Below are 23710 nucleotides of genomic sequence, written 5' to 3'. Positions count from 1 at the left end.
GATCGTCGTGTCCATTCGATGCGAGACAGCGGAAAGAGGGGCCACCGTGAGCGATACCCCAGGGCGTGAGATCGCGGCCGTCGTCCGGGAGACCGGTACCGGGCCTGTGATCGAGGTCTCGGGGGACCTGGACATCGACCAAGTCGACGTCCTGCATGCCGTGTTCAACCAGGTCCTGCTACGCACCCCGGCCCCGTCCGTGGTGCTCGTCGACCTGTGGGCGGTCCCGTTCTGCGATTCCAGCGGCCTCAACGAGCTGCTCCGGGCCCGCCTGCAAGCCGAGCAGCGCGGGACTCTCCTGGCTCTCGCCCGCCCCTCGCGCCAGGTGGTCCGGCTGCTCGACGTCACCGGCACGGACCAGGTGTTCGAGGTGACCGAGGGGCCGCCGGCGCGCAGCGCCTGAGAAGGGTCGGGACGGAACAGGCGGCCTCGTCGCTGGGGACGGCGACATGAGCGAGGGCTGACTCTCCCACGGTTCTCCTCGGGCGTGCGGGTGGGTCCGCGCCCGGTGGCGCCCTGCGCACCGACCGGGCGTCGTCATGAGCCAGGAGGGAGTACCGAGCGAGAGCCCCGGCCCGCGGCTTGGCCGGTTCGTTACCTCGGACGGTCCGACGGGTCGGCGGTCGACCGGTGGGCCGAAGGCCATCGATAACACGTGGGTAACGGGCCGGGACGGGGCGGCGAGACGCCCGTCTCTTACCGGTAGTCGGCTCTCACCGCATATGCCAGGCGTGTCCGGAGAGAGCTGGGTGCGGGGGTCCGCGTCACCCTCCCCGGCGTGGGTCCCCGCACCGCACCGCAGCCGTCACTCCTCAGCTCCAAGGATGGTCCATGTCCCAGCGTCACAGCCGCAGCCGTCGGGCCGCCGTACTTCTGACGGCCGTCCTGGCGGTGGGCGGCGTGTCCGTCGGCCCCGTCGCGGCCGCGGAGTCCACCGCCGTCCCTTTCAGCGACGGTTTCGAGTCCGGCAACACCGCCGTGTGGCCCCGCGAGGGCATCGACGGCAAGGGCTCGGTGGACGTCGTGGCGGCGCCCGGTGGCCACGGCGGCAAGGCCGCCCGGTTCACCATGCCGGACCAGGGCAACTCCTACCGCGCCGAGATCGCCACCAGCCGTTTGCCGTACGGCAGTTACCGCTACACATTCGCCAACTACCTGCCGCAGGACTGGACGTCCTTCGACGCCCAGACCATCGTGTCCCAGTGGCACGGCGGGGAGGGCACGACCCCCGCCGTCGTCCTCGCGGTCAAGGCGGACAGGTGGCTGATGCTCGTCCACTGGACCGAGGGGGCGGGTCCCCTGAACGAGGCCAGGTACGACCTCGGGCCCGTACGACTTGGTCACTGGAACCAGTGGTCCTTCGACATCACCTGGTCCACCGCCACCACACCCGGTTCGCTCACCGCCCGCCTCGACGGCACCCTGGTGGGCTCCCACCAGGGCCCCAACGACTACAGCCGGACCACGAACGCCCCCCACCGCGACACGGCCCCGTATCACAAGATCGGCCTGTACCGGCCGAACTGGAAGGCCGAGAAGGGATACGTGAACGGCGGGACGCCCCCCGTGGTCATCTACTACGACGACGTCTCCATCACCTCCATCTCCCCGGCCGCCGGCAACCCGACGGCCGCACCGACCCCCGCCGGACCGGCTCCCACCATGTCGTCCGCTGCCGCGCCGGCGCCCGCCACCACCGCGAAGCCCGTACCGTCACCCCCGCCCGTACGGCCCTCCTCCTCTGAGCCGGCGCAGGAGTCCCCGTCGGCCCGGACCCCGGCCGCCACGACCGGAGCGGCAGCACCCGGGACGGCGTTCCCCACCCCGTCCCCGACCGTGGACGACGCTCTCGCCCAGGCGGACACGGACACGGACAGGGACAACCACGACTACGTCCTGGCGCACACCGGCTCCTCCAGCCGCATCCCGCTGGTCGTGGCCGCCGGTAGCACCCTGCTCATCGCCGGACTCCTCCTCGCCTACCGGCTCCGGAGGAGGAGCGCCACCCGCCGGACCCACCGAAAGGCGCACTGACCACCGCCCGGAGGATCCGCCCTCGGCACGCGGAGCCCCCCGGGTCCTCCCCCCCGGGTCAGGTGCGCGCCGGGCGGCCCCCTGCCGTACTGAAGGGCCCGTTCGAGCCGGCGCTCGATGCCGGGGGCCGCGGCGGGCGGCGGTTCGGCGGGGCCCGCCGCGGCTGGTGGGTGCCCTTCCCGGGGTGGGGCCCCGGACGCCACGGAGGGGAGGGCGTCATGGCACGGCCGACCGATCACTTCGTGCTGCTCGGACCTGCGCCTCTGAGAGGGCGATCGGCGCTTGACGGCACCTCCACCGCCGCGTCCCTGCGGCGTCGACCGGTCGTGGTCCGGCGCCCGGGTCACCTCCCGCAGGACTGGCAGCAGCATCTGCTGGTACGCCGTCAGCGGCCGGGCCAGGGTCCAGTCGACCGTCACCGTGCGGGCCTCGGGCGCGGGGCTGACGGCCAGTTCGGCCGGCACCCCGTGCCGGAGTTCGAGCCGGACCGACCGGCGCGGCACCAGCCCCACCCCGAGGCCGATCCGCACCCCCTCCTTGATGCCCTCGGTGCCCCATAGTGTCGAGGGTCGGTGCGCCGGCCAGCTCCCAGTCGACCGGGCACGGCTGACCGCCGGCCGACAGCCTCGCGCTCGCCGCGCCGCCCATGGCGCTACGGGCAGGCCGATGTGCTCCGACTGCGAGGCCGCCCAACTCCGCCGTGCCGTGGGTAGCTTGTGCGCGGCCCGGCAGTCCGCCCTCCCGCCGCCCGACCGGGAGGGATGACCGCGGTCCGCGGACGCGGGAGTGTGACCGGTCTGACAGACATGGCGCGGCACGGACGGGTTACCCACTGGGAGTGGAGATTGCCGGCATGGACGTGGTCGCGCGCGGAGCGAGCGTGCGAGGGCCCCGGGGAGCGGTGTTCGAGAATCTGGACCTGGGGGTGGAACCCGGCGGGCTGCTGGTGCTCCACGGGCCGGGCGGCTCGGGCCGGACGACGGCGTTGCTCGCGCTCGCGGGGCGGATGCGGCTGGACGGCGGAGCGGTTCGGGTGGGCGGGCACGTCCTGCCCCGCGACGGCCGTCGTGTCAGGGACCTGGTGGCGGTGGCCCGTGCGGAGCCCGCCCTCGGCCTGGACCCGGATCTGCGGGTGCGGGAGCTGGTGGACGAGCGCCGCTGGTTGAGCCGCCGGCTGAGCAGAGCACAGCTCGGGGAGGCGTTCTCGGTCCTCGGTGTCGACGTGGACCACCGGACGCTGGTCCGGGACCTGCCGCCGGTGGAGGCACTGGGCGTGGCCCTCGCGCTCGCTCTGGCCACGCGCCCCGCCGTGATCGTCGCGGACGACGTGGACCGCGGGTGCCCGGCGGACGAGCGCGTCCGGGCCTGGCAGCTCGTGGGGCGGGTCTGCCGGGTGGGCTGCACGGTCCTGGCGGGCGCCCTCGACCCTCCCGCCTCCGGTGCCGGCCTCGACCCGGCGCCGGTGCTGGTGGCCCTGCCCCGCCGCAGCCACCTGCCCGAGCGGCCGGCGGCGGCCGCCGAGGAGGACGGGGCAGGCGAGCCGGCCGAGCCAGACGGGACAGACGGGGCAGACAGGGCAGCCGAGCCAGACGGGACAGACGCGTCGGTCGTGGCGGTTGCTCGGGCGGCGGGAACCGGACGGCGGGCGCCCCGGCGCGCGCCGGGGCGAGGAGGACGCATGACCGCGATCAGGCTGGCCGTGTTGGAGCTGCGCGGCTTCCGGGGCCCACTGAGGCGCTTCGTCCCGCTCGTGCTGTGCCTGGTCCCGCTGTTGTACGGCGCCATGTACCTGTGGGCGAACTGGGACCCCTACGGCAAGACGGGGCACATCCCCGTGGCGGTGGTCAACGAGGACCACCCGGCCGAGACCCGGCAGGGACAGCGGGTGGACGCGGGCGCCCAGGTGGTGACGGAGCTCAAGGCCTCACGGCAGTTCGACTGGGCGTTCGTCGACGAGGCCGCGGCCCGCGACGGCCTGGAGCGCGGGCGCTACGCGTTCACGATCCGGATCCCCGCCGACTTCAGCGCCGGCCTCGCCACCGGCCCCGACACCCAGCCCGAACAGGCCCGGATCCACATCCTGCTCAACGACGCGAACAACTACATCGCGGGCGTCATGACCGAGGTCGTCGAAGCGAAGCTGCAGGAGCAGGTCAACTCCGCCGCGCACGAGGCCTATGTCCGCGGCGTCTACGGACGGCTCGCGGACATCGGCGGGAAGCTGGACACGGCGGCGCAGGCGGCCCAGGGGCTGGTGAACGCCACCACCGTGGCCCAGCAGGGGAGTTCAGCCGCCGCCGGCGCGAGCGCCACGCTGCGGTCCGGCTCCACCCAACTCGCCGACGGCGCCCAGAAGCTGAGCCAGGCCACGACCCAGGTGCACGCGGCGGCCACCGCCCTCGGCGAGGCCGCGCCGCCACTGGGCGCGGCCGCCGACGCCGTGGTGAGCGCGGCCACTCTCGTCACCCAGGGCGTGGACGCCGTCCACACCGCGACGTCGACGGTGAAGCAGGGAACCGCCAAGGCGGTGACCGATCTGGACCACCTGGCCGCGGCGCACCCGGGACTGGGCGACGACCCCCTGTTCCAGCGCCTCCAACAGGATGTGACGGCGGCCGACGCCGCGGCCGGGCAGATCGACGGTCACGCCGCCACCGCCGCCGGCAACGCCCACGCGGCGCTCCAGCAGGCCGTCGGTCTCCGGAGGACGGCCGCGGCCGTCCAGCAGTCGGCCCAGAACGCGCAGACCCCGCTGGCCCTGGTCGACTCCGGCGCCCGGAGCATCGCCGCCGGGACGGCCACCGTGTCCACGGGGCTGTCCGCCCTTCAGCAGGGATCCGTGGCGCTGCAGACCGCCGCCGACCAGGCCCACAACGGCGCCACGACCCTGGCCACCGTGATCGACGACGGGAAGAAGCAGGTGCCCGTCCTGGACTCGGCCCAACTGGAACACGCCGCCGAGGTGTTGGGGACACCCGTCGCCATCGACCGGTCGAACCTCCACCCGGCCGGCGTGTACGGCCGCGGACTGGCCCCGTTCTTCTTCGGCATCGCGCTGTGGGTGTTCGGCCTCTTCGCCTACCTCTTCCTGCGACCGGTCAACACCCGGGCGTTGGCCGCCCGTACCCGGGCCTCCACCGTCGCCGTGGCGGGCTGGCTCCCGGCCGCGGCGCTGGGCGTGCTCGGGGCCGTGATCCTCTACGGCGTCGTCAGCGCCGGTCTCGGGCTGCACGCCGCCGCCCCGTGGACGACCGTCCTGCTCCTCACGGTCGGCGCCGCCGCGTTCATCGCCATCGACCACTGCCTGCGGACGGCGTTCGGTACGGCGGGCGACGTCCTGTCACTGGTCCTGCTCATCCTGCAGCTCACCGCCTCCGGCGGCCTGTACCCGATGCAGACCACCCCGGCACCGTTCCAGGCGGTCCACCCCTTCCTGCCGATGACCTACCTGGTCGACGGGCTCCGGGTGACGATCAGCGGTGGCCCGTCCTCCCATGTCATCCGGGACATCGCCGTTCTGGCGGGTTTCGGTGTCCTGTTCCTGGTCCTCACCTCGCTGGCCCTGCGCCGTCGGCGCGTGTGGACGGTCGCCCGGCTCCACCCCGACCTGGACCTCTGACGGACGGACCCGACCGCGGCCCCGCCCGGGGGGGCGCCGTGCGGCTCGCCCCCACGCCGAGGGCGGGCCGCACGGCGCCGGGCCCTCCCCGTCAGCCGGTCGTGGGGATCCGGCCGACCACGTTGTAGAGCGTGTAGAGGAACGTCGGTTCGCGGAAGTGGGGGTAGGGCGCCGTCCCCAGCGCCGCCCACACCTGGTAACCCGTGGTGAGCACGGCCAGGACGAGGCCGACGGCCAGGACGAGGCCGACGGCCAGGTAGGGACCGACCCGGGTGCCCACACCGAGCCGGGCGGAACGGCGCAGGTAGAACCAGCCGATCAGGGCGAACGCCAGCCCCAACGCCACCGGGTAGTACCAGATCGCCAGCCGGACGTTGTCGCCCTGGCCGAAGCGGACCACCGGCGCAGCGCCGAACCGCACCACGGCGAAGACCAGGAGCGGGAACCAGGCTCCGCGCTGCTCGCGGCGGACACGGCGGACCAGGTCCCGTTGCATCGTCAGGAGATGGCGAGGGTCGCCCGCGGCCGGGCCAGGATGAGTTGTCATGCAGACAGGTCTGCGCAACAAACTTGTTCTGCACAGAGATCTCCTTGCGGTGCGCCCTCGGTGACGACGGATCCGGACCGGCGGCGTCGAGAGTGGCTTCGTCCGACCGGCTCGGGCCGGCTTGCCTTCAACCGGACTTGAGGTTCTACGGTCTTCGTATGACCCGCCCGGCAGGTGCCGGGCCCGCGGATTCCACCTGAGCACCACGAGGGGACACCCCATGACGACCCAGCAGATGTCCGACGTCGAACTCGCCGGCCAGCCCGCCGCCTACTGGACCGGTGTCGCCTACGAGTCGCTCATCGCGTTCACCCGGGCCCGGCAGGCCGAGAAGGGCTACACGCAGCCGCAGTTCTGGCTGCTGCGCAATCTGTCGGTGAACGACATCTCGCCCGACGGCGCGAGCATGACGCTGTCCGAGCTGCGGGAGGCGATGGCCTCGTACCTCCGGCCCGAGGACGATCTGGCGGCGGAGGCCGCGGTACTCCTGGAGCGCGGCTGGCTGAGCCGGGACACCGGGGACCGGCTCCGGCTCACCGAGGAGGGGGAGCGGGCCCGCCTGGACCTGGCGCGCAACGCCCCCGCGATCCGCGCCGCCCTCCACGAAGGCATCGACGACGCGGACTACGTCACCGCCGTGAAGGTGCTCCGGCGACTGATCCGCAACGCGGGCGGGCGGCTCGCCTAGCGACCCCTGGCCCGGGCGTCCGGCCCGGGCCAGGAGCGCACCACGTCCCCGGGCCTCCGCCCCGCGGCTCAGCCGCGGGTCTCGGCTGCGGGTCTCAGCCGCGGTGGAACACGACCTCCGGGCGGCACCGTCCGGTCGGCTTCCAGTGGCTCACGCCGCTCGTGGCCGCGCGAGGGCCGCTGCGCCGCCGTCGGTTCGCCCTCCGTCGGTTCGCCCTCCGTCGGTTCGACCGCCGTACCGACGGCGGCCGTCGGGAACTCAGCCCGTGGAACGCTCCCAGCCCGGGTCGCGGCCGGAGGCGGCGAGGGCGCGGTCGAGGGACGAGGCGGTGGCGGCCACCGGCACCGCTTCGGCGAAGCCGCCGTACTGGCGGTAGATCTCGGCGTTCTCCTCGACCACCGTGAGAACCAGACGGGCCAGATCGTCGTCGACGTCCACCTGCCGGCCGGTGGCCCGGGCGACGTCCCAGCCGTGGAGCACCATCTCCTTGACCACCATCCGGGCGACCGATGCCGCCGACACCGACATCCCGCCCAGATCGATCTCCCCCTCCCAGGCGGCCGGGTCCGACCAGGCCGCCACGGCACGGTCGAGCTGGTCCGCGTAGGCGAGCGCCCAATCGGGGTCGGCGGTGAAGTCGCGCGCCACCAGTTCCTCCGGCAGCGGCTCCCGGCGTGCCCGGCGTTCGAGGCCGTGGGAGGTGTACAGCACCCAGTGGTTGACCAGGGTCCTGGTGTCGAACGCGGTGCAGGGCGTCGGCCCGTCCAGGTGCTCCGGTCGGACACTGCGGGCGATGCGCGCGGCCTCCGCTGCGGCGCGGGACATGAGGGGGTGGAGTGCGTGACCGTTCATGTGTCGATCCTCGCCCCGGGGGCCGGGCGCCGTCTTGAACAAACGCGACGGCTAGCCTGGCGGCATGACCTTCCCGGACCTCGGACGCGGAGTGCTCCATCCCGACCGGGCCGCGGCCGCGATCAGCCTGATCCGGTACGAGCCCGCCCCGGAGCTGGCGCGTTTCGTCGAGTTCTACTGGCTGGTGCGCTGGAACCGTGACGGCCTGCCCGCCCACGAGCAGAAGGTGCTCGTCCACCCCAGCGTCCACCTCGTCCTGGAGGCGCCGGCGGCCCACGTCCACGGGGTCGGCAAGTCCCTCTTCGTCCGCAGGCTGGAGGGGACCGGCCACGTGCTCGGAGCCAAGTTCCGCCCCGGCGGCTTCCGTCCGTTCACCGACCGCCCGGTGGCCGACCTGGCCGACCGGATCGTCCCGGCCGCCGAGGTCTTCGGCCCCGGGGCGGACCGGCTCAACGACGAGGTGCTCCGCGGTGCCGGGGACCTCGACGCCCTCGCCGCCCGGGTGGACTCCTTCCTGCTCGCCCGGTCGCCCGCGCCCGACCCGGTGGCCGAGCAGGTCGCCGCGATGGTCGAGCGGATCGCCGGCACCACCGATCTGCGCCGGGTCGACCAACTGGCCGAGGAGTTCGGCATCACCGTGCGCCGCCTGCAGCGGCTGTTCGCCGAGTACGTCGGGGCCACCCCGAAGTGGGTGCTGCGCCGGGCCCGCCTGCACGAGGCCGCCGAGCGAGCCGACCGCGGTACCGACATCGACTGGGCGGCGCTCGCCGCCGACCTCGGCTACGCCGATCAGGCCCACCTCACCCGCGATTTCACGGCCACGGTCGGTACGTCACCGGTCCGCTACGCCTCGGGAAGGCCGTAACTCCGGCCCCCGGCAAGCGGGTTGCCGCCCGCACCGAGGGTCCGGGCCGTTCCCTCCGCCGATGGGGTTCGACCAGGGGATGACCGGTCGCGGCCGGCCCGGAATCCTCTCGCCGATACCGGGCCGATTCTGTCCGGTATCGGCCATAACGTGTGGTCGACAGCACGACGTACCCCAGGAGAAACACCCGTGAACCTCGTCTCGATCCGCGTCATCACGGCCGACGTCGCACGACTGGTCGGCTTCTACGAGCGCGCCACCGGCGTGACGGCGCAGTGGGCCAACGAAGACTTCGCCGAACTCACCACCGCCACGGCCGCGCTCGCCATCGGCAGCACCCGCACCGTCCCGCTCTTCGCGCCCGGCTCCGCCGAGCCGGGGGCGAACCGCAGCGTCATCATCGAGTTCCTCGTCGACGACGTCGACCGCGTGCACCGCGACCTGACCGGCGTCGTGGAGGATTTCGTCAACGAGCCCACCACCATGCCCTGGGGCAACCGCTCGCTCCTCCTCCGCGACCCCGACGGCAACCTGGTGAACTTCTTCACCCCGGTGACCCCGGCCGCCCGGCAGAAGTTCGCCCGCTGACCTCCCCGGTCCGGAACGGCGAGCCGCGGCACCCGGAGGGCGGGGCCGCGGCTCGTCCGCACAGGCCGGGGCGCGGGACGTGGGCCGGTCGGTGGCCTAATCCGCTCGCGCGGGATCCGGTCATCGGCGGCCCGTCCGCGGCCGTTCCCCAGGGCCGGCGAGCGTGGCGTTGTATCGTCGCCCGATGGCGAGGACATTGCGGTTGGCGGTGGCGCAGAGCACGGTCCCGGAGGACCCGCGGGACGGGGAGGCGATCCGGGGCGCCGGGCGGCAGATGCGGGCGCTGATGCGTCAGGCGGCGGGTGCGGGCGTCCGGTTGGTGCAGTTCCCGGAAGGCTCGCTCGTCTACCCGGACAAGCACGTGGTCGCTGGCCGCCCGGAGGGGGGCCTCGGCCCGGCGAACTGGGAAGGGGCCGCCTGGGACGTCCTGCGCGAGGAGGCGGAGGCGGTCGCCGCGCTCGCGGGGGAGCTGGCCCTGTGGACGGTGTTCGGCTCGATCCACCCCCTCACCGCCCCCGGCCGCCCGCACAACAGCCTCTACGTGCTCTCGGACCAGGGCCGCCTCAGCGCCCGTTACGACAAGCGTTTCCTCTCGCACACGGAGCTCTCCTACCTCTACACCCCGGGCACCGACCCGCTGGTCTTCGACGTGGACGGCATCCGCTTCGGAACCGCCCTGTGCATCGAGGCGAACTTCCCCGCCCTGTTCGCCGAGTACGAGGCCCTGGACGTCGACTGCGTCCTGCTCTCCGTCATGGTCGACGACGCCGCCCGCGCCACCCTCGCCCAGGCCTACGCAAACCTCCACTCCTACTGGCTCGGTTACGCCCTGCCCGCCCAGTACAGCGCCACCGTCCCCGCCGGCCTGGTCGCCCCGGGCGGCCGCTGGCTCGCGCGCTGCCCCGGCGACGGCCGGCCCGGCCTCGCCATCGCCGACCTCGACAGCACCGCGCCCGACATCCACACCGCCCTGCACCTCGTCCGCCCCTGGCGCCGCCTCGCCCGCACCGGCCTCTACGACGGCCACACGGCGGCCGACGACCCCCGCAGCGCCGACCGCACCGCATTCTGACGGCAGACGATCCCGTCCCGCAGGCACGGGCTCTCGGTGTCCCCGGCCCGGCGCTCCCGCGCGTGGGGCGACCTGCGGAGGCCGGCCCGTCGAGCGGCCTCCACCCGGAGCGGCGGCGCCCTCAGCGGCGGCGCCTCAGCGACGAGGGCCTCCGGACGGCGCCGGCGCCGTGCCCGGACGGGCCCGGCGGGCCACCGGTGGCAGGCCGAGCCGGTGGGCGCCCGCGATGGCCAGGCCGGCGGCGAAGGCGAGCACATGGCCCACGGCGGACACCTCGCCGTCCCCGAGCCCGGACAGCAGGTCCGGTGCGGCCACCGCCAGCATCACCAGCCACACCGCCCGAGACCACGCCGGACGGGCCACTACGATCGCCACCGCCAGCGCGGCGACCACCACGTAGGACGGGCCGGTGTCCAGCACGTGCGCCTCGGCGGCGGGCAGTTCGCCGTGCTCGATGCGCCACCACACCAGCGCCTCCGTCAGCCCGGTCGCGGTCAGGTGGGCCAGGGCCAGTCCCGCCACCGCGCGCCGGGCGCCGAGCGCCGACACCACGGCGAACACGGACAGCGCGAAGACCGGCCACACCCAGAGGGTGCTCTGCGGTACGAACACGGACACCGTCAGGGCTTCGACGGGGTGCCCCGACGGCCAGAGGCGCAGGTTGTCGAGGTTGGTCGACGCCCACTCCCGCAGTGCCAGCACCTGTTCGGGCGGCATCAGCCGCAGGACCGGCCACATCACGGCGAGCACGGCGACGAACCAGAACGCCGGGTTCCGTATCAGCCGCCGCAGCGAAGCGCGCGTCGGGCGCGGGCCGGCCACTACCGGGCGCGCCGCGGCCGCGGACCGCCGACGAGCACGGCGCCCGCGGCGACGGCCACCGCACCGGCGGCCATCAGCCCGTGGCGGGAGCGCCAGGACAGCACCGACCAGCGCGAGTTGGCGGACAGCAGTGACCCGAGGGAGAGCCACGACCCGGCGGACAGCACGGACAGGGCCGAACCGGCGGAGCCGATCGACAGCACGCTGCCGACCGACCCCACCGAGAGCACCGAGCCGACCGAACCGATCGACAGCACCGAGGCCACCGAGCCGATCGAGAGGGTGGAGTCCTCGGACCACCGGGACCACGAGGGCGAGGACGACACGGACGAGGCCGCTGCGGCTACCGAGGCCGACAGAGCCGATGACGAGGGATCGTTGCGTTCCGACACCCGCCGATCGTATGCCGCCCCGGCTCCACCCGCCCCGCCCCGGCCCCGCTCCACCCACCCCGCCCCGGCCCCGCTCCACCCACCCCGGCGGCCCCCGGCTGTGGACGGCCCGCGAAGATGGTCGGCCCCCTCGCGCTCGTCGACGCGAGGGGACCGGCCACCAGCGTACGGGTGGTGCGGGCCGGAGCCGGCCCCGGCTCCTCCGCTGCCCGCGGGAGACCGGCCCTTGCCGACCGGACGGGGCACCGGTGCCACCGGCCGTCCCGTTACCGGGCTTCTCCGTCCGCCGAGGGGAACCCCGGCCGCCGCCGTCGCACCGGGACGCCCTGCGTCACAGCGGGGTGAGGACGTCCTGGTGCAGCCCGTCGAGGACGAAGCCGCTGTCCAGCCGGACCCGGACCGTCACCCGCCGCCCCCGCTCCCGGTACGCGGCCCACGCCGGCTCCAGCGCGGCGATCTCCGTCTCCAGCCGCTCCCGGCTCGCCGCCGGCATGGTGTGCCCGTAGTCCTCGAACAGTGCCTTGAGCCGCTGGTACTCGCGGACCTCCGTGCTCTCCGGGAGCTCCCCGTCCACCCGCTCGACGGTGCCCTCCGCCCCGGCCCCCAGCGAGAGGAACCCGACGGCGGCCCCGGGTTCCCCGGCGACCGCCTCACCGATCGCCAGGTCCTCGGCCAACCTCACGCGTCGGCCCTCGTCCAGGGTCATCCGTTCTCCGCCTCTCCGTCGGTCACTGCCACCGGCGCGGGCGGCCTGCGGCCAGGCCATTATCCGTCGGTCCCCGGCCGTCGACGCCGGGCGCCCCCGGGCGGGCACGCCCGCCCGGCCTCCGGCTGTCCGGTGCGGCGCAGCGTACGCCTGGGGGCGGTTTGGGCTGGGCCGTTCGAGTGGCGGCGGGGTTCGGTGCCCCGGCGACGTGGGCAGAGCCTGCGGCATGACGACACCTTCGACCAGTGGTCCACCACGCCGGCGCCGTCCGGCCTCCCCGGCCGCCCCGGTCCGCGTGGCGAGGCCGGCGGCACCGGCCCGGCCGCGCGTGACGGGCGGGTGCTGTCGGACCTGGTCCAGCCAGCACCTCACGCTGGGCGGCGCGGCCGTGCGCACGACCTGGCACGAGATGGCGTGCCAGGCCTGGGCCCGGCGGTGACCACCGGGCGGGGTGCGGGGGAAATCCAGGAGCCCGGACGCCCGCGCGGTGCTACGGTCGGGCGCCATGAACTGGCTTCCCGACGACTTCGTCCACCCCGTCCTGGTGCCGCTGCCGGGTGGCGGTCATCATCTGCGGCCGATCCGGGAGGCGGACGCCCCGCTGGACTATCCGGCGGTGATGGGCTCGCGCGAGCGGCTGTGGACCCTCTTCGGTCCGGCCTGGGGCTGGCCCGCGGCCACGATGACCTACGAGGCCGATCAGGCCGACCTGTTGCGGCACGAGAAGGAGATCGCCGCACACCAGTCCTTCAACTACGCGCTGTTCGACACGGCGGAGACGGCCCTGCTGGGCTGCGTCTACATCGACCCGCCGGAGCGGGCCGGCGCGGACGCCGAGATCTCCTGGTGGGTGGTGGACGAGCTGGTGGGCAGCGGGGTCGAGCGGGCGCTGGACGCGCTGGTACCGGAGTGGATCGCCGCCGACTGGCCGTTCGGGCGGCCGCGCTTCGTCGGCCGCGAGATCTCCTGGTCGCGCTGGCTCGCCCTGCCGGCGCACCCCGGCGCGTAGCACCGGGCTGCGCCGGAGCGCCCGCCCCGCGGCGCTGTCGGGAGTCCGGGCCCGCACGGGAGAGCGTGACGGTGTGGTGCGCCCGACCGGTCCGGCCGGGCGCACCACACCGCGGTGTCAGGCCAGGCCCTGGGCGATGACCAGCCGCTGGATCTGGTTGGTCCCCTCGACGATCTGCAGCAGCTTGGCCTCACGCATCCAGCGCTCCACCGGGTGGTCGGCCACGTAGCCCGCGCCGCCGAGCACCTGGACGGCGTCGGTGGTCACCTTCATCGCCATGTCGGTGGCGAAGAGCTTCGCCTTGGCCGCCTCCAGCGAGTAGGGCAGGCCGGCGTCCTTGAGGCGGGCGGCCGCCAGGGTGAGCGCCCGCGCGGCGGCGACCTGGGTGGCCATGTCGGCCAGCATGAAGCCGATGCCCTGGAAGGAGATGATCCGCTCGCCGAACTGCCGGCGCTCCTTGGCGTACCGCACCGCGTAGTCGACGGCGGCCTGGGCGAGGCCGACCGCGCAGGCGGCGATGCCGAGCCGGCCGCAGTCCAGCGCGCCCATCGCGATCAGGAAGCCCTTGCCCTCGCGGCCGATCAGCCGGTCCGCGGGGACCTGGACGGAGTCGAAGCCGATCTGGGCGGTGGGGGAGGACCAGACGCCGAGCTTCTTCTCCCGCTCGTGCACCACCATGCCGGGTGTGCCGCCGGGCACCACCAGGCAGGAGAGGCCGCGGGCGCCCGGCCCGCCGGTCCGGCTGAACACGTTGTAGAAGTCCGCGTAACCGGCGTGGGTGACCCAGGACTTGGTCCCCGAGATCCGGTACCCGCCGTCCTCCTTGACCGCCTTGGTGGTGAGCGAGGCCGCGTCCGACCCGGCCTCCGGCTCGGACAGGCAGTAGGCGCCGAGGAGTTCGCCGCCGAGCATGGCGGGCAGCAGTTCCTCGCGCTGGGCCCGGGTGCCGTAGGTGGCGGTGCCGAAGCAGGCGAGGTTGTGCACGTTGACCGACTCGGCCACGGCGAGCCAGTGGTAGGCGACCTCCTCCAGCGCCTGGAGGTAGACCTCGTACGGCTGCCCGCCGCCGCCGTACTCCTCGGGGTAGGGCAGGCTCAGCAGTCCGGCCTTGCCGAGGGTGCGCACGACCTCCCGGGGGAACTCGTGGTTGGCCTCGAACTCGGCGACCCTCGGGGCGAGTTCGTTGGCGGTGAGGTCCCGGACCAGGTCGAGCAGGTCGGCGGCCTCCTCGGTGGGCAGGATGCGCTGGACCTTCATCGGGCCACCTCGGTGAGCGTCGGGTGCTGCGACCGCAGCAGGTTCTCCAGGACGACGGCGACGCCGTCCTCCTCGTTGGAGGGCGCGATCAGGTCGGCCTCGGCGTGCAGGGCGGGGTCGGCGTTCGCCATGAACACCCCGCGGCCGGCCCAGCGGATCATGTCCAGGTCGGTCCGGGCGTCGCCGAAGGCGATCACCTCCGAGGGGGCGATGCCGCGCCCGGCGCAGAGCTTCTCCAGCGCGGCGATCTTGCTCACCCCGTGGGCGACCAGGTCGACCACACCGCTGTGGTGGTGGGAGACGGTGACCAGCCCGCCGAGGATCTCCTCGACCTCCGCGGTGTCGATCTCGCGCAGCCGGGGTGTGACGGCGAAGAGCTTGAGCACCGGGACGTCGATGGTCCCGGGGTCGGCGCGGTAGGACTCGCCGATCAGCAGCGGCTCGGGGTAGTCGGGTGCGTAGCCGACCCGGCGGTCCGCCAGCATCCAGCCGATCCTGGCGTCCGGCAGCGCCCGCTTCAGCCGGGCGGCCGTCTCGCGCGCGGTCGCGGCGTCGATCGTGGACGCCTCGGTCAGCTCCATCGACGGCACCTGCCAGAGTGCGGCGCCGCCGCAGCAGATCGCCTCGCCGGTCAGGTCCAGGGCCTCGACGATGTACTCGATGGCGGCGGCGTGGCGGACGGTCACGAAGACCGTCTCGATGCCCTGCTCGTGGGCCAGGGCGACGGCGCGGCGGGTCCGCGGGGCGACCGAGTAGTCGGGGCGCAGCAGGGTGCCGTCGAGGTCGACGGCGATCAGTCGGGGCAGGTCGGGGGTGGCGGTCATGCGGGGAGCTCCTCGATCGGGGTGCCGGGCGCGTCCACGCCGTGCTGCAGGAACGCGTGGATCAGGCGGACGAAGCGCGTGGACCAGTCGCGGCCGTAGAGGTCGTGGCGGTAGCGGAGTTCGAGCGCGATGCCGTCCTTGCGCTGGTAGCCGATGACCCGCAGGCCGCCGCGCGGGACTTCGGGCATCGGGATGCCGATCGGCTGCACGCCGAGGCCGGTGGGCTGGAGCAGCGGCTCGCGCTCGTCCTCCACCATGTCCATGTCGAAGTTGAGGTAGATCGGCACGCTGCCGGGCTCGCGGAAGCGGATGCCGTACTGCTCGGGGGCGAGTTCCCGGCTGATCAGCGAGAACGGGATCCGCTGGTGGCGCATCGCGTTGAACAGCGTCTGCGCCTCCAGGCGGACGAGTTCGCCGAACGGCGTCGCGCCGGTGAAGCGGGTGCGGAAGGTGGCCGGGGTGGCCACGTAGCCGACCATCGCGTCGGTCTCCGGCCGGGTCCGGTTGGCGAGCGAACCGAAGGTCGCCACGTCGCCGGCGGCGTCCTCGCCCACCGTCTCCAGGCGCAGCCGCCACATGGCCGCCTTGAGCGCCGCGGAGACCACCACGGCCGAGGTCACCCGCTCCTGGGCGGCGAACTCCTCGACGGTGGCGCTCAGTTCCGGTCCGATCGGTTCGAGCAGTTTGGTCACGCCCGGCTCGGCGCCGGTCGGCGCCTGCGGGTCGGCCAGGCCGGAGGCGGGGATCGGGGTGATGCCGTCGAGCTGCTTGCGCCAGTAGCCGAGCTGGCGCTCCAGCTGGACGCCGTCCAGGTGGCCGTGCTGCCAGAGCGCGAAGTCGGGGAACTGGACGCCGAGTTCGGGGAGCGCGGGGACGGCGTCGCCCTGCTCGGTGGCGTAGATGGTCAGCAGATCGTTGATCATGATCCGGGCCGACCAGGCGTCGAAGACGATGTGGTCGGTGGTCATCGAGAGCACGTGCAGGCTCTCGCTCACGCGGCCGAGCACGGGGCGGAACAGCGGTCCGGCGGCCAGGTCGAAGGGCTGGTTGGCGTGCTCGGCGAGCAGGGCCAGCACGCGCGGCAGGCGGGTCTGCGCCGGCTCGTCGGGCGCCTCCAGGACGGGTAGGGCGCGCGGCTCCGGCGGGAGCAGCAGCATCACGTGCTCCTCCCCGGCCGCCTCGTCCACCTCGGGGAAGACGGTGCGCAGGGTCTCGTGGCGCTCGGCCAGCAGGTTCAGACTGCGCTCCAGCAGGGCGACGTCGAGCGGCCCGTCGAAGCGCAGGCCGAGCGCGATGTTGTTGTTCACCTGGTGCACGTGCCGGCCCCAGAGCAGGCGCTCCCGCTGGGTGTGGGTGGCCGGGACGGCCGCGCCCCGGGTGGCGGGGCGGACCTCGGTGGAGGTGTTGGGTTCCGGCCGGGTGACGTGGACGGTGGTGGGGATCGTCATGGTGTGGCGGTCCGTTCGCAGGGAGAGGCCCGGGGCGGCCGGGGAGTCAGGCGGATCGGTCGGACTTCGGGTGCAGCGCGGGGTGGGCGAGCAGGGGCAGCAGCAGGACGATCGCGGACAGCGCGCTCAGGGTGGCGAAGCCGAGGCGTTCCAGGACGACGCCGGACAGTGCGGCGCCCGCGGCCGCGGCCAGGTTCATCGCCATGTCGGAGAACCCCTGGGCGGCCGGGAGTTCGGTGACCGGCACGCTCTCGGAGAGCAGGACCGAGGCCGCCACCAGCACCGCCGACCAGGAGAGCCCCAGCAGCGCCAGCGCGATGGAGAGCTGGACGACGTCGTCGCCGTCGGCGGTGCCGCAGAGCCACAGCGACAGCAGCATCGCGGCGGTGCCCCCGTAGAGCACCGGGGTGCTCCGGAAGCGGTCCACGGCCCAGCCGAACAGGGTGGAGAAGCCGTACATCCCGGCCAGGTGGCCGCTGAGCACCATGCCGATCACGCCCAGGCCGGTACCGGCGTGGTGCATGTGGATGCCGGTCATCGACATCACGGCGATCATCACCAGGTGTCCGGCGACGATGCTGAGGATCGCCAGCACGGCCGGCCGGTTGCCGCGCAGCGCCTTCAGCATGGTGCGCAGCGGCGGCGGCTTCTCCCGTTCCCCGGCCTCGTCCTGCCCGCGGGCCAGCAGCAGCGGGTCGGGGCGCAGCAGGACGGCGATCGCGGTGAACGCGATCGCGAAGCCGACGACCGCGAACAGGTAGGTGCCGGAGAGCGGCGGCAGGCCCAGGTGTTCGGCGATCGCCGCGCCGGGCCCGGTGAGGTTGGGGCCGATCACGGCGCCGACCACGGTGGTGGTGAGCACGAGCGACATCGCCCGGCCCCGGTGCTGCGGTTCGGCCAGGTCGGCGGCGGCGAAGCGGGCCTGCAGGCCGGTCGCCCCGGCGGCGCCGTAGAGCACCATGCCGACCAGGAACAGCGGGAAGCTGCGCGCCACGGCGGCCAGCACGCAGGCCACCGCGCCCACCGTGGCGGCCAGGTAGCCGGTGGCCAGCCCGGGCCGGCGCCCCCGGACGTGGGTGATCGCCGCGATCGCCCCCACCGCGGCCGCGCCGCCGAGCGTCGCCGCGGTCTGCGACAGGCCGGCGAGGGTGGCGCTCCCGCCGAGGTCCTCGGCCAGCAGGCTGGTGACGGCGAAGCCCGTGGCGATGCCGCTGCCGCTGATCACCTCGGCGACGACGAGCGTCCGGACGGTCCGTCGCTGCACCCGGGCGCGGTCGTGGCGCGGCGGGTCGGTGGTGGTGGTCAAGGTCGGCATGGCGCTCCGGCTCTGTGCGTGTCTGCGGGGGTGGTGGGGGGATCTCCGGCCGCCCCGAGGGGCGGCCCGTGGCGGGCCGGGCCCGCGGGTCAGCCGCGGGCCCAGTCGGCGGTCTCGGGCCAGTGCCGGCCGACCCGGCGGACGGCGTAGTCCCAGTACGAGCGGACGGAGAGGTCGGCGTAGATGAAGTCCTGCTTGGCGGCCACGTCCTGCTCGGTGGACCAGGCGTACGGGACGCCGGTGCCCTCGGCGGTCAGCTGGAGCCGGCAGGCGCGCTCCAGCACCTGGGCGAAGACGGCGGCGTGCCGCACGCTCTTGCCGACGATCACGCCACCGTGGTTCCGGAGCAGGACGGCCGGGTGGTCGTCGAGGTCCTTGGCGATGTGGTCACCGGTGTCGATGTCCAGGACGGTGTTGCTGGTCTCGGTGAACAGCCCGATCCGGTCCCGGAAGTACGCGCCGTCGTGCGAGATCGGGCGCATCGGCAGGTCGGTGGCCCCGAACAGCAGGGTGTACGGCGCATGGCTGTGCACGATGCCGTTGACGTCCGGGCGCGCCCGGTAGATCGCCTGGTGGAGCGGCAGCTCCGGGGGCGCCAGTGGCGGGGCGGGCAGCGTGTGGTCGACCGGGCAGCGGACCACGTCGGCGGGGGCGGCCTCGTCGAAGCCGACCAGGGCGCCCTTGATGAAGAACTCGTCCCGGCCGGGGATCCGGGCCGAGATCTGGCCCTGGTTGAAGTCGTCGTGCCCGTCGAGGGAGAGCATCCGCGCGCCGACCGCGACCTGGAGGACGAGCCGGCGTTCGGCGGGGCTCAGCGGCCGCCCCTCTGCGGTGGTCATGGCGTGCTCCTTGCTGTCAGGTCGTCGTAGACGGTCCGCATGGTGACCAGGCCGGGAGGCGCGGTGCGGGCCCAGTCGGCGGCCGTCAGCGCACCCCTGGCCGGCACCGCCCAGCTGCCGACGTGGTGCCGTACGTGCAGCGACTCGCCGTCCCAGGTGTGGGTCAACTCGTGTTCGCTGACGGGGAGTCCGGCTCGCTCGTCGGCGATGTCGGCCACCTCCCGGCCGCTCGCGCCGGCCCAGGCCCGGGCCAGGACCACGGCGGTGGCGCTCGGCCGGTGCGCCTTGCCGATCGGGTGCCGCTCCCGGACGGTGGTGGTGGCCGCGCCGAGTGGACCCCGGGTGAGGGCCGCGGTGAACTCGGCGATGCGCAGCTGGAGGTAGTGGGCGAAGGAGAGGTTGGTGGCCCGGACCACCGGGACCACCGTCGCCAGCTCCGCCAGGGACGTCCACTGGGCGTCCGTCAGGTTGGAGACGCAGGCGACGAGCGGCACCCGGTGCGCCGCGCAGTAGTCGAGCACGTCCGGGTGCGCGTCGGGCGCGCTGGCGTCCACGAGGACGTCGGGCACGGCGTCGACCTGCCAGCCGCCGCCGCGGGAGGCGGTCAGCGAAACCCGCGTGCCGTCCGCCCGGCAGGCCGCCAGCAGCGCCGCGCCGAGCCGCCCGCGACCGACGACGCCCAGGGTGGGGCCGCCGGTCGCGGGTGCCTCAGGCATCGGCGCCGACACCGCTGGCGACCACCAGCGCCGCGACGCTGTCGATGGTCTCGTAGTGCTCGGCGTCGACCTCCGGGTCCAGGTAGACGCCGAGGTCGTTCTCGATGCTGTCGATCAGGCGCATGTAGGAGAGCGAGGAGAAGCTGACCGCGCGCAGCGAGTAGCCGGCCTCGGCGAGCTCGCGTGCGGTGAAGCTGCCGTCGCCGGCCGCGACCGCGAGGTCGAGGATCTTGGTGTGGAGGGAGCTGTTGTCCATGGGGTTCTCCTGGGCTGGGGGAGGGGCTCAGTTGCTCTGGGCGTCGGCGAGCAGCCGCCGCAGGCGCTCGACGGAAGGCTTGCCGATCGAGTTCACCGGGATCCGGTCCACCAGGTGGAGGACCGAGGGCACCTTGAAGGAGGGCAGCACCGCCGAGCAGTGGCTGCGCAGGGACTGCGCGGTCGGACCGGGCCCGACGGCGACGACGGCGGCCAGGATCGGCTCGCCGTGCCGGCTCTCGGCCTCGAAGGCGACCGCGTCCAGCACCCCGGCGGCCTCACGCAGCACCTCGGTGACCTCGATCGGGTCGATCTTGCGCCCGCCGACGTTGACCAGCCGCCCGGTGCGCCCGGTCAGGTGGAGCACGCCGTCGACCAGGTGGCCCTGGTCGCCGGTGAGGTAGCGGCCCTCGGCGTCGATCCGCTCCTCGAAGACGCCGGGCGCGTTGAGGTAGCGCGAGCCCATAGACTCGCTCCGGACCCGGACGCCCTGCTCGTCGGCGATCAGTTCCACGCCGGGCAGCGCGGTGCCGAGCCCGGTGCCGTCACCGTCGGCCGCGTAGGTCAGGGGCCCGGCCTCGGCCACGCCGTAGTAGTTGTGGACCGGTACGCCGGTGAGCCGGGTGAACTCCTCGCGGACGCTGTCGCGCAGCGGGGCGCCGGAGGAGATCGCGGCCCGGACACCCGTGAAGCCCCCGGTCGAGGAGCGCCGCACGATCGACTCGTACAGTGCCGGGAACGCCACCAGGCGGGTGGCGCCGGTGCTCTCCAGCAGCCGCACGATCCGGGAGGCGGTCGGCAGGCCGCGTGACAGGTGCAGCGAGGCACCGGGCAGGAAGGCCGCCAGCAGCGAGGTGTTGAAGGCCAGGCCATTGGAGAGCGCGGCCAGGCAGGCGATCCGGTCCTGGGCCGAGAGTCCGGTGCCCTCGGCCCAGTTGCGGGCCGCCGCGAGCACGGCCGTGCCGGAGAACTCGATGCAGTTGGGCCGGCCGGTGGAGCCGGAGGTGAAGCGGCACACCTCGGTGCCGGGCAGCAGCGGCGGGGGAGGGGTGGCGGAGCGGCGCACCCGGCTGACCGTGAGGGCGCCGAACTCGCCTCCCGCCGTGAGGACTTCCGCGGTGACCTGCTCGACGTCGGCGTCCGGAGCGTGGATCAGCAGGTCCAGCCCGCAGTCCTCGGCGATCCGGGACAGCTCGAACGGTCCGAAGGCCGAGTCGGCCAGGAAGGGGACCGCGCCGGCGAACAGTGCCGCCAGGTAACCCACCACGTAGTCGGTGGAGTTGGTGGCGTACAGGCCGATCCGCAGTCGGTCGCCGGCCACGCCGTACGGGGCGAGGCGGGCGGCGGCGGCCCGGGCCCGGTCGGCCAGTTCGGCGTAGCTGAGCGACGCGTCGGGGTCGGTGACCGCCACGCGGTCGCCGTGGCGGGCGAGGGCGTCCGTGAAGGCGTGGGGAAGGACGGCGTTCATCGTGGCCTCACCGCTCGTTCTGGGCATGGGCGGTGGCGAGCCGGTCGAGCTTGACACCGGAGTCGTCCGGACGGCCGAGCATCAGGACGTAGAGGATCTCGTCGCTCTCCGGCAGCCCGGCCAGGGTGTGCCAGAGCGCCGCGTCGAACCCGCCGACGCCGGTCACGCCGATCCGGGCGCGGTTCGCTCCCAGATAGAGCAGCTGCCCCAGGGCGCCGCAGCGGAAGGCCAGCTCGCGGAGGTCCTCGGCGCCGGCGGCCGAGTCGCCGGCGCTGTCGGTGAGCGCGGTGCGCGGTGCGTGGAGCAGCACCACGGCGGCGGCGCCGGCGAGGGTGCGCTGCTGCATGCAGGCGCGCACCACCTCGTCGGCGGAGGGCAGCCGGTCGGTGCGCCGCGCGCCCTCGCCGGTCAACGGGTGCACGGCGTTCTGCTCCGGTTCCTCGGCCGACCGCAGGACCAGGGTGGCGCCCATCGGCGAGGCGGCCGGCAGGTCCGTCCGCACCGGCGTGGAGAGGGCCGAGACGGCCTGCCAGACGTCGGCCGCGGGGACGGTACCGGGAACGAACGCCTTGCTGGAGGCCCGCGTGGCGAGCAGCTTCGGCCACTCGGACGGATCGCCCAGACCGGGCTGGCCACCGCCTGGCCGCGCGCGGTCGCGCAGGTCCGCGAGGGGGGCGAGGGCGTCGGGTGCGCCGTCCGTCCCGGGGTGCTCCGCCCGCGCGGAGAGGGAGTCCCAGCAGGTCTGCTCCAGCCAGGACCGCCAGGTGGGCGCGTGTCCGTCCCGGGCGGCGCCGTCGTGCACCGTCCAGCGGGTCCAGGCGTCGTCGGCCTCGGCCGCCGGTACCAGGAGGGCGGAGTGCACCTCCCGGCAGTTCTCGCCCGCCTCCAGCAGGTCCGAGAGGGGTAACCGGGGCAAGCGCAGCCGCAGCGTCCCCGGCGCGCCCCGGCCGGTGGTGGCCAGCAGCAGGTTCCCGGCGGCGTGCCCGGCGTCGAGCTGGGTGTACAGGTAGCCGCGGTCGCCGTACTTGCGCATCGACAACCAGGGCCGGGTGAGGGTGACGATGACCGCGCCGCCGTCTCCGGGGATCGCCAGCGTCGAGGCGTGCAGTGCTCCGGCGACGTCCCCGGTGGCCAGCCGGGTGCAGGTCCGGCGGTCGGCGTCGACCCGGAAGGCGGCCGGCGCGCCGTTCTCCATGGTGAGGACGGCGAACTCGTAGGGGTACACGGCCCCGGCGGACGGGACCGCCCGAGCCCCGTGCGACCTGCGGGAACGGTCGGCCCGGCTGGTCAGCGCGCCTTCCTCCAGCAGGGACAGCGCGAGCCTGAGGCCCGGAGCCGCGGCCGACTCGGCGGGCGACTCGGACGGTGCGGCGGGCAGGGCCATCCGGGCCCACATGTCGGCTTCGAAGTCCGGCGGCGCGTGCTCGGGTCTACGGGCGAGGGGTACTGCTCGTACGGCGGGTATGGCTGATGTGTCTGCATTGCCTTGCACGTCTGACGAAACCTCATCTCGTCTGGTGGCACGGCCGACCGGGCCTGCGAGAGGGCAGGCGAAAGCCCCCCGGCCAGTTCGGCAGATGGCATGCGGCGGCTACAGGGAACTGTGTACAGACTTCGACATGACTGTGCCGCCCGCGTCATTGCGGGCGTCGACAGCCCGTCCCCCGTGAACGGCCTGTGTGAAGTGGATGAATCACCTGTTCCGCGCCCTGGGTAAGCGGCGGCTGGCGATCATCCTGTGGCACCCACGTGAGCGCTGTCAAGGATTGGCGTAGACCATCGAGGGACTGTTCGGCGGCGCCCGGCGGGACGGTCGCGACCTGCCGAAAGTGACCGTGGCGCGGAGCTGGCGGTTACTCAAATCGCTTGTCGCAGACGTTGGTTCGCGGACAATGCCGACATTGGGCCCAAGCCCCCCCGTCCCGGGCGGCGCGACCGGCGCCGGCCGGAGCGCTCGCTCCCGGCGGTGGCGGAGACCCACCCGCGCGGTCGCTTGACGACCCGCGTGTCCGCCCCCGGGTGTCCGCCCCGCCGGCCGGACGCCGGGCCGGCGCAGACCGGTCGGTCCGCGCTGCCCCGGTCGATACCGCGGGACAGGTATCAGCGGACCGGCCCGACGGTGATTCGATCCGGAACGGAGCCGGACGGAATGTCCTCGGCCTCGGCCGAGAATTCGTCAAATGCCTTGGGCGAACCGGCGCGAAGTATGTCCGAGGAATTTCCGGTGTTCGCCGGAACGGGCGATATCCGGCGTCGGCCGGATTCCCTGGTCGCGGGTAATCGGTACCGGTCGGAACGCCGCGCATCCGCCCGCTCCGAGACGTGCCCGACGGCGCCGGTGATCCATCGTCACGGGCCGCCCGGGCGCGGGGTCCGGTCGGCGCCACCGGGAAT

Annotated in this window: 22 protein-coding genes; 8 read left to right on the top strand and 14 right to left on the bottom strand. The window is 74.0% G+C overall.

Annotated features, from left to right (window positions below):
* Positions 1-46: 46 nt before the first annotated feature.
* From OG618_RS01555 to OG618_RS01545, 3 genes are all read left to right on the top strand, one after another.
* Positions 47-403: an STAS domain-containing protein gene (locus OG618_RS01555; RefSeq protein WP_329485273.1), complete on the top strand. Its 357-nt coding sequence runs from the start codon at positions 47-49 to the stop codon at positions 401-403.
* Between the two features lie 428 nt (positions 404-831).
* A complete protein-coding gene (locus OG618_RS01550) occupies positions 832-2034 on the top strand; it encodes a polysaccharide lyase (protein ID WP_329485272.1) in 1203 nt (400 codons plus the stop codon).
* A gap of 901 nt (positions 2035-2935) precedes the next feature.
* The gene (locus OG618_RS01545) at positions 2936-5653 is read left to right on the top strand and encodes a YhgE/Pip family protein (RefSeq protein ID WP_329485271.1); all 2718 of its coding nucleotides are present in this window, start codon (positions 2936-2938) and stop codon (positions 5651-5653) included.
* 91 nt (positions 5654-5744) lie between these two features.
* On the opposite strand, the gene OG618_RS01540 is transcribed toward OG618_RS01545, so the two are convergent.
* Complete coding sequence (locus tag OG618_RS01540; RefSeq protein WP_329485270.1) at positions 5745-6200, bottom strand: hypothetical protein; 456 nt, start codon at positions 6198-6200, stop codon at positions 5745-5747.
* 220 nt (positions 6201-6420) lie between these two features.
* On the opposite strand from OG618_RS01540, the gene OG618_RS01535 reads away from it, so the two are divergent.
* Entirely contained in the window at positions 6421-6888 is a 468-nt protein-coding gene (locus OG618_RS01535; protein ID WP_329485269.1) for a MarR family winged helix-turn-helix transcriptional regulator, read from the top strand.
* A 258-nt stretch (positions 6889-7146) separates the two neighbouring features.
* Here OG618_RS01535 and OG618_RS01530 read toward each other — a convergent pair whose 3' ends face one another.
* Positions 7147-7740: a TIGR03086 family metal-binding protein gene (locus OG618_RS01530; RefSeq protein ID WP_329485268.1), complete on the bottom strand. Its 594-nt coding sequence runs from the start codon at positions 7738-7740 to the stop codon at positions 7147-7149.
* A 64-nt stretch (positions 7741-7804) separates the two neighbouring features.
* Between OG618_RS01530 and OG618_RS01525 the strand changes: the two genes are divergently transcribed.
* From OG618_RS01525 to OG618_RS01515, 3 genes are all read left to right on the top strand, one after another.
* Positions 7805-8605, top strand: a complete 801-nt coding sequence (locus tag OG618_RS01525) for a helix-turn-helix domain-containing protein (RefSeq protein ID WP_329485267.1) — start codon at positions 7805-7807, stop codon at positions 8603-8605.
* A 189-nt stretch (positions 8606-8794) separates the two neighbouring features.
* Positions 8795-9193, top strand: coding sequence for a VOC family protein (locus OG618_RS01520; RefSeq protein ID WP_329485266.1), 399 nt, complete (start codon positions 8795-8797; stop codon positions 9191-9193).
* A gap of 184 nt (positions 9194-9377) precedes the next feature.
* Positions 9378-10265: a carbon-nitrogen hydrolase family protein gene (locus tag OG618_RS01515; RefSeq protein ID WP_329485265.1), complete on the top strand. Its 888-nt coding sequence runs from the start codon at positions 9378-9380 to the stop codon at positions 10263-10265.
* A 135-nt stretch (positions 10266-10400) separates the two neighbouring features.
* Here OG618_RS01515 and OG618_RS01510 read toward each other — a convergent pair whose 3' ends face one another.
* The 3 genes from OG618_RS01510 to OG618_RS01500 all read right to left on the bottom strand — a co-directional run bounded on the left by OG618_RS01510 (position 10401) and on the right by OG618_RS01500 (position 12185).
* A complete protein-coding gene (locus OG618_RS01510; protein ID WP_329485264.1) occupies positions 10401-11087 on the bottom strand; it encodes a rhomboid-like protein in 687 nt (228 codons plus the stop codon).
* Positions 11087-11413, bottom strand: a complete 327-nt coding sequence (locus OG618_RS01505; RefSeq protein WP_329485263.1) for a hypothetical protein — start codon at positions 11411-11413, stop codon at positions 11087-11089. Before OG618_RS01505 ends, OG618_RS01510 begins: the two co-directional genes overlap by 1 nt.
* A gap of 397 nt (positions 11414-11810) precedes the next feature.
* Complete coding sequence (locus OG618_RS01500) at positions 11811-12185, bottom strand: hypothetical protein (protein WP_329485262.1); 375 nt, start codon at positions 12183-12185, stop codon at positions 11811-11813.
* A 505-nt stretch (positions 12186-12690) separates the two neighbouring features.
* On the opposite strand from OG618_RS01500, the gene OG618_RS01495 reads away from it, so the two are divergent.
* Positions 12691-13194, top strand: a complete 504-nt coding sequence (locus OG618_RS01495; RefSeq protein ID WP_329485261.1) for a GNAT family N-acetyltransferase — start codon at positions 12691-12693, stop codon at positions 13192-13194.
* Between the two features lie 117 nt (positions 13195-13311).
* Here OG618_RS01495 and OG618_RS01490 read toward each other — a convergent pair whose 3' ends face one another.
* From OG618_RS01490 to OG618_RS01450, 9 genes are all read right to left on the bottom strand, one after another.
* Entirely contained in the window at positions 13312-14451 is a 1140-nt protein-coding gene (locus OG618_RS01490; protein WP_329485260.1) for an acyl-CoA dehydrogenase family protein, read from the bottom strand.
* The gene (locus tag OG618_RS01485) at positions 14448-15275 is read right to left on the bottom strand and encodes an HAD family hydrolase (RefSeq protein WP_329485259.1); all 828 of its coding nucleotides are present in this window, start codon (positions 15273-15275) and stop codon (positions 14448-14450) included. Before OG618_RS01485 ends, OG618_RS01490 begins: the two co-directional genes overlap by 4 nt.
* A complete protein-coding gene (locus tag OG618_RS01480; RefSeq protein WP_329485258.1) occupies positions 15272-16723 on the bottom strand; it encodes a condensation domain-containing protein in 1452 nt (483 codons plus the stop codon). Before OG618_RS01480 ends, OG618_RS01485 begins: the two co-directional genes overlap by 4 nt.
* A 46-nt stretch (positions 16724-16769) precedes the next feature.
* Positions 16770-18038 (bottom strand): MFS transporter, encoded by a 1269-nt coding sequence (locus OG618_RS01475; protein WP_329485257.1) that lies wholly within the window; start codon positions 18036-18038, stop codon positions 16770-16772.
* 89 nt (positions 18039-18127) lie between these two features.
* A complete protein-coding gene (locus tag OG618_RS01470; RefSeq protein ID WP_329485256.1) occupies positions 18128-18877 on the bottom strand; it encodes a class II aldolase/adducin family protein in 750 nt (249 codons plus the stop codon).
* Positions 18874-19593 (bottom strand): dihydrodipicolinate reductase C-terminal domain-containing protein, encoded by a 720-nt coding sequence (locus OG618_RS01465; RefSeq protein WP_329485255.1) that lies wholly within the window; start codon positions 19591-19593, stop codon positions 18874-18876. Before OG618_RS01465 ends, OG618_RS01470 begins: the two co-directional genes overlap by 4 nt.
* Complete coding sequence (locus OG618_RS01460; protein WP_329485254.1) at positions 19586-19849, bottom strand: hypothetical protein; 264 nt, start codon at positions 19847-19849, stop codon at positions 19586-19588. The genes OG618_RS01465 and OG618_RS01460 overlap by 8 nt, the downstream gene beginning before the upstream one ends.
* Before the next feature lie 27 nt (positions 19850-19876).
* Positions 19877-21343 carry a class I adenylate-forming enzyme family protein gene (locus OG618_RS01455; RefSeq protein WP_329485253.1) on the bottom strand — a complete coding sequence of 489 codons (1467 nt, stop codon included), beginning with the start codon at positions 21341-21343 and terminating at the stop codon, positions 19877-19879.
* Positions 21324-22712, bottom strand: coding sequence for a nitroreductase family protein (locus tag OG618_RS01450; protein WP_329485252.1), 1389 nt, complete (start codon positions 22710-22712; stop codon positions 21324-21326). The genes OG618_RS01455 and OG618_RS01450 overlap by 20 nt, the downstream gene beginning before the upstream one ends.
* Positions 22713-23710: the final 998 nt, after the last annotated feature.

The sequence above is a fragment of the Kitasatospora sp. NBC_01246 genome (assembly GCF_036226505.1).
Taxonomy (GTDB): domain Bacteria; phylum Actinomycetota; class Actinomycetes; order Streptomycetales; family Streptomycetaceae; genus Kitasatospora.
The sequence above is the reverse complement of the archived record's forward strand: the minus strand, read 5'-3'. Positions and strand labels throughout refer to the sequence as shown.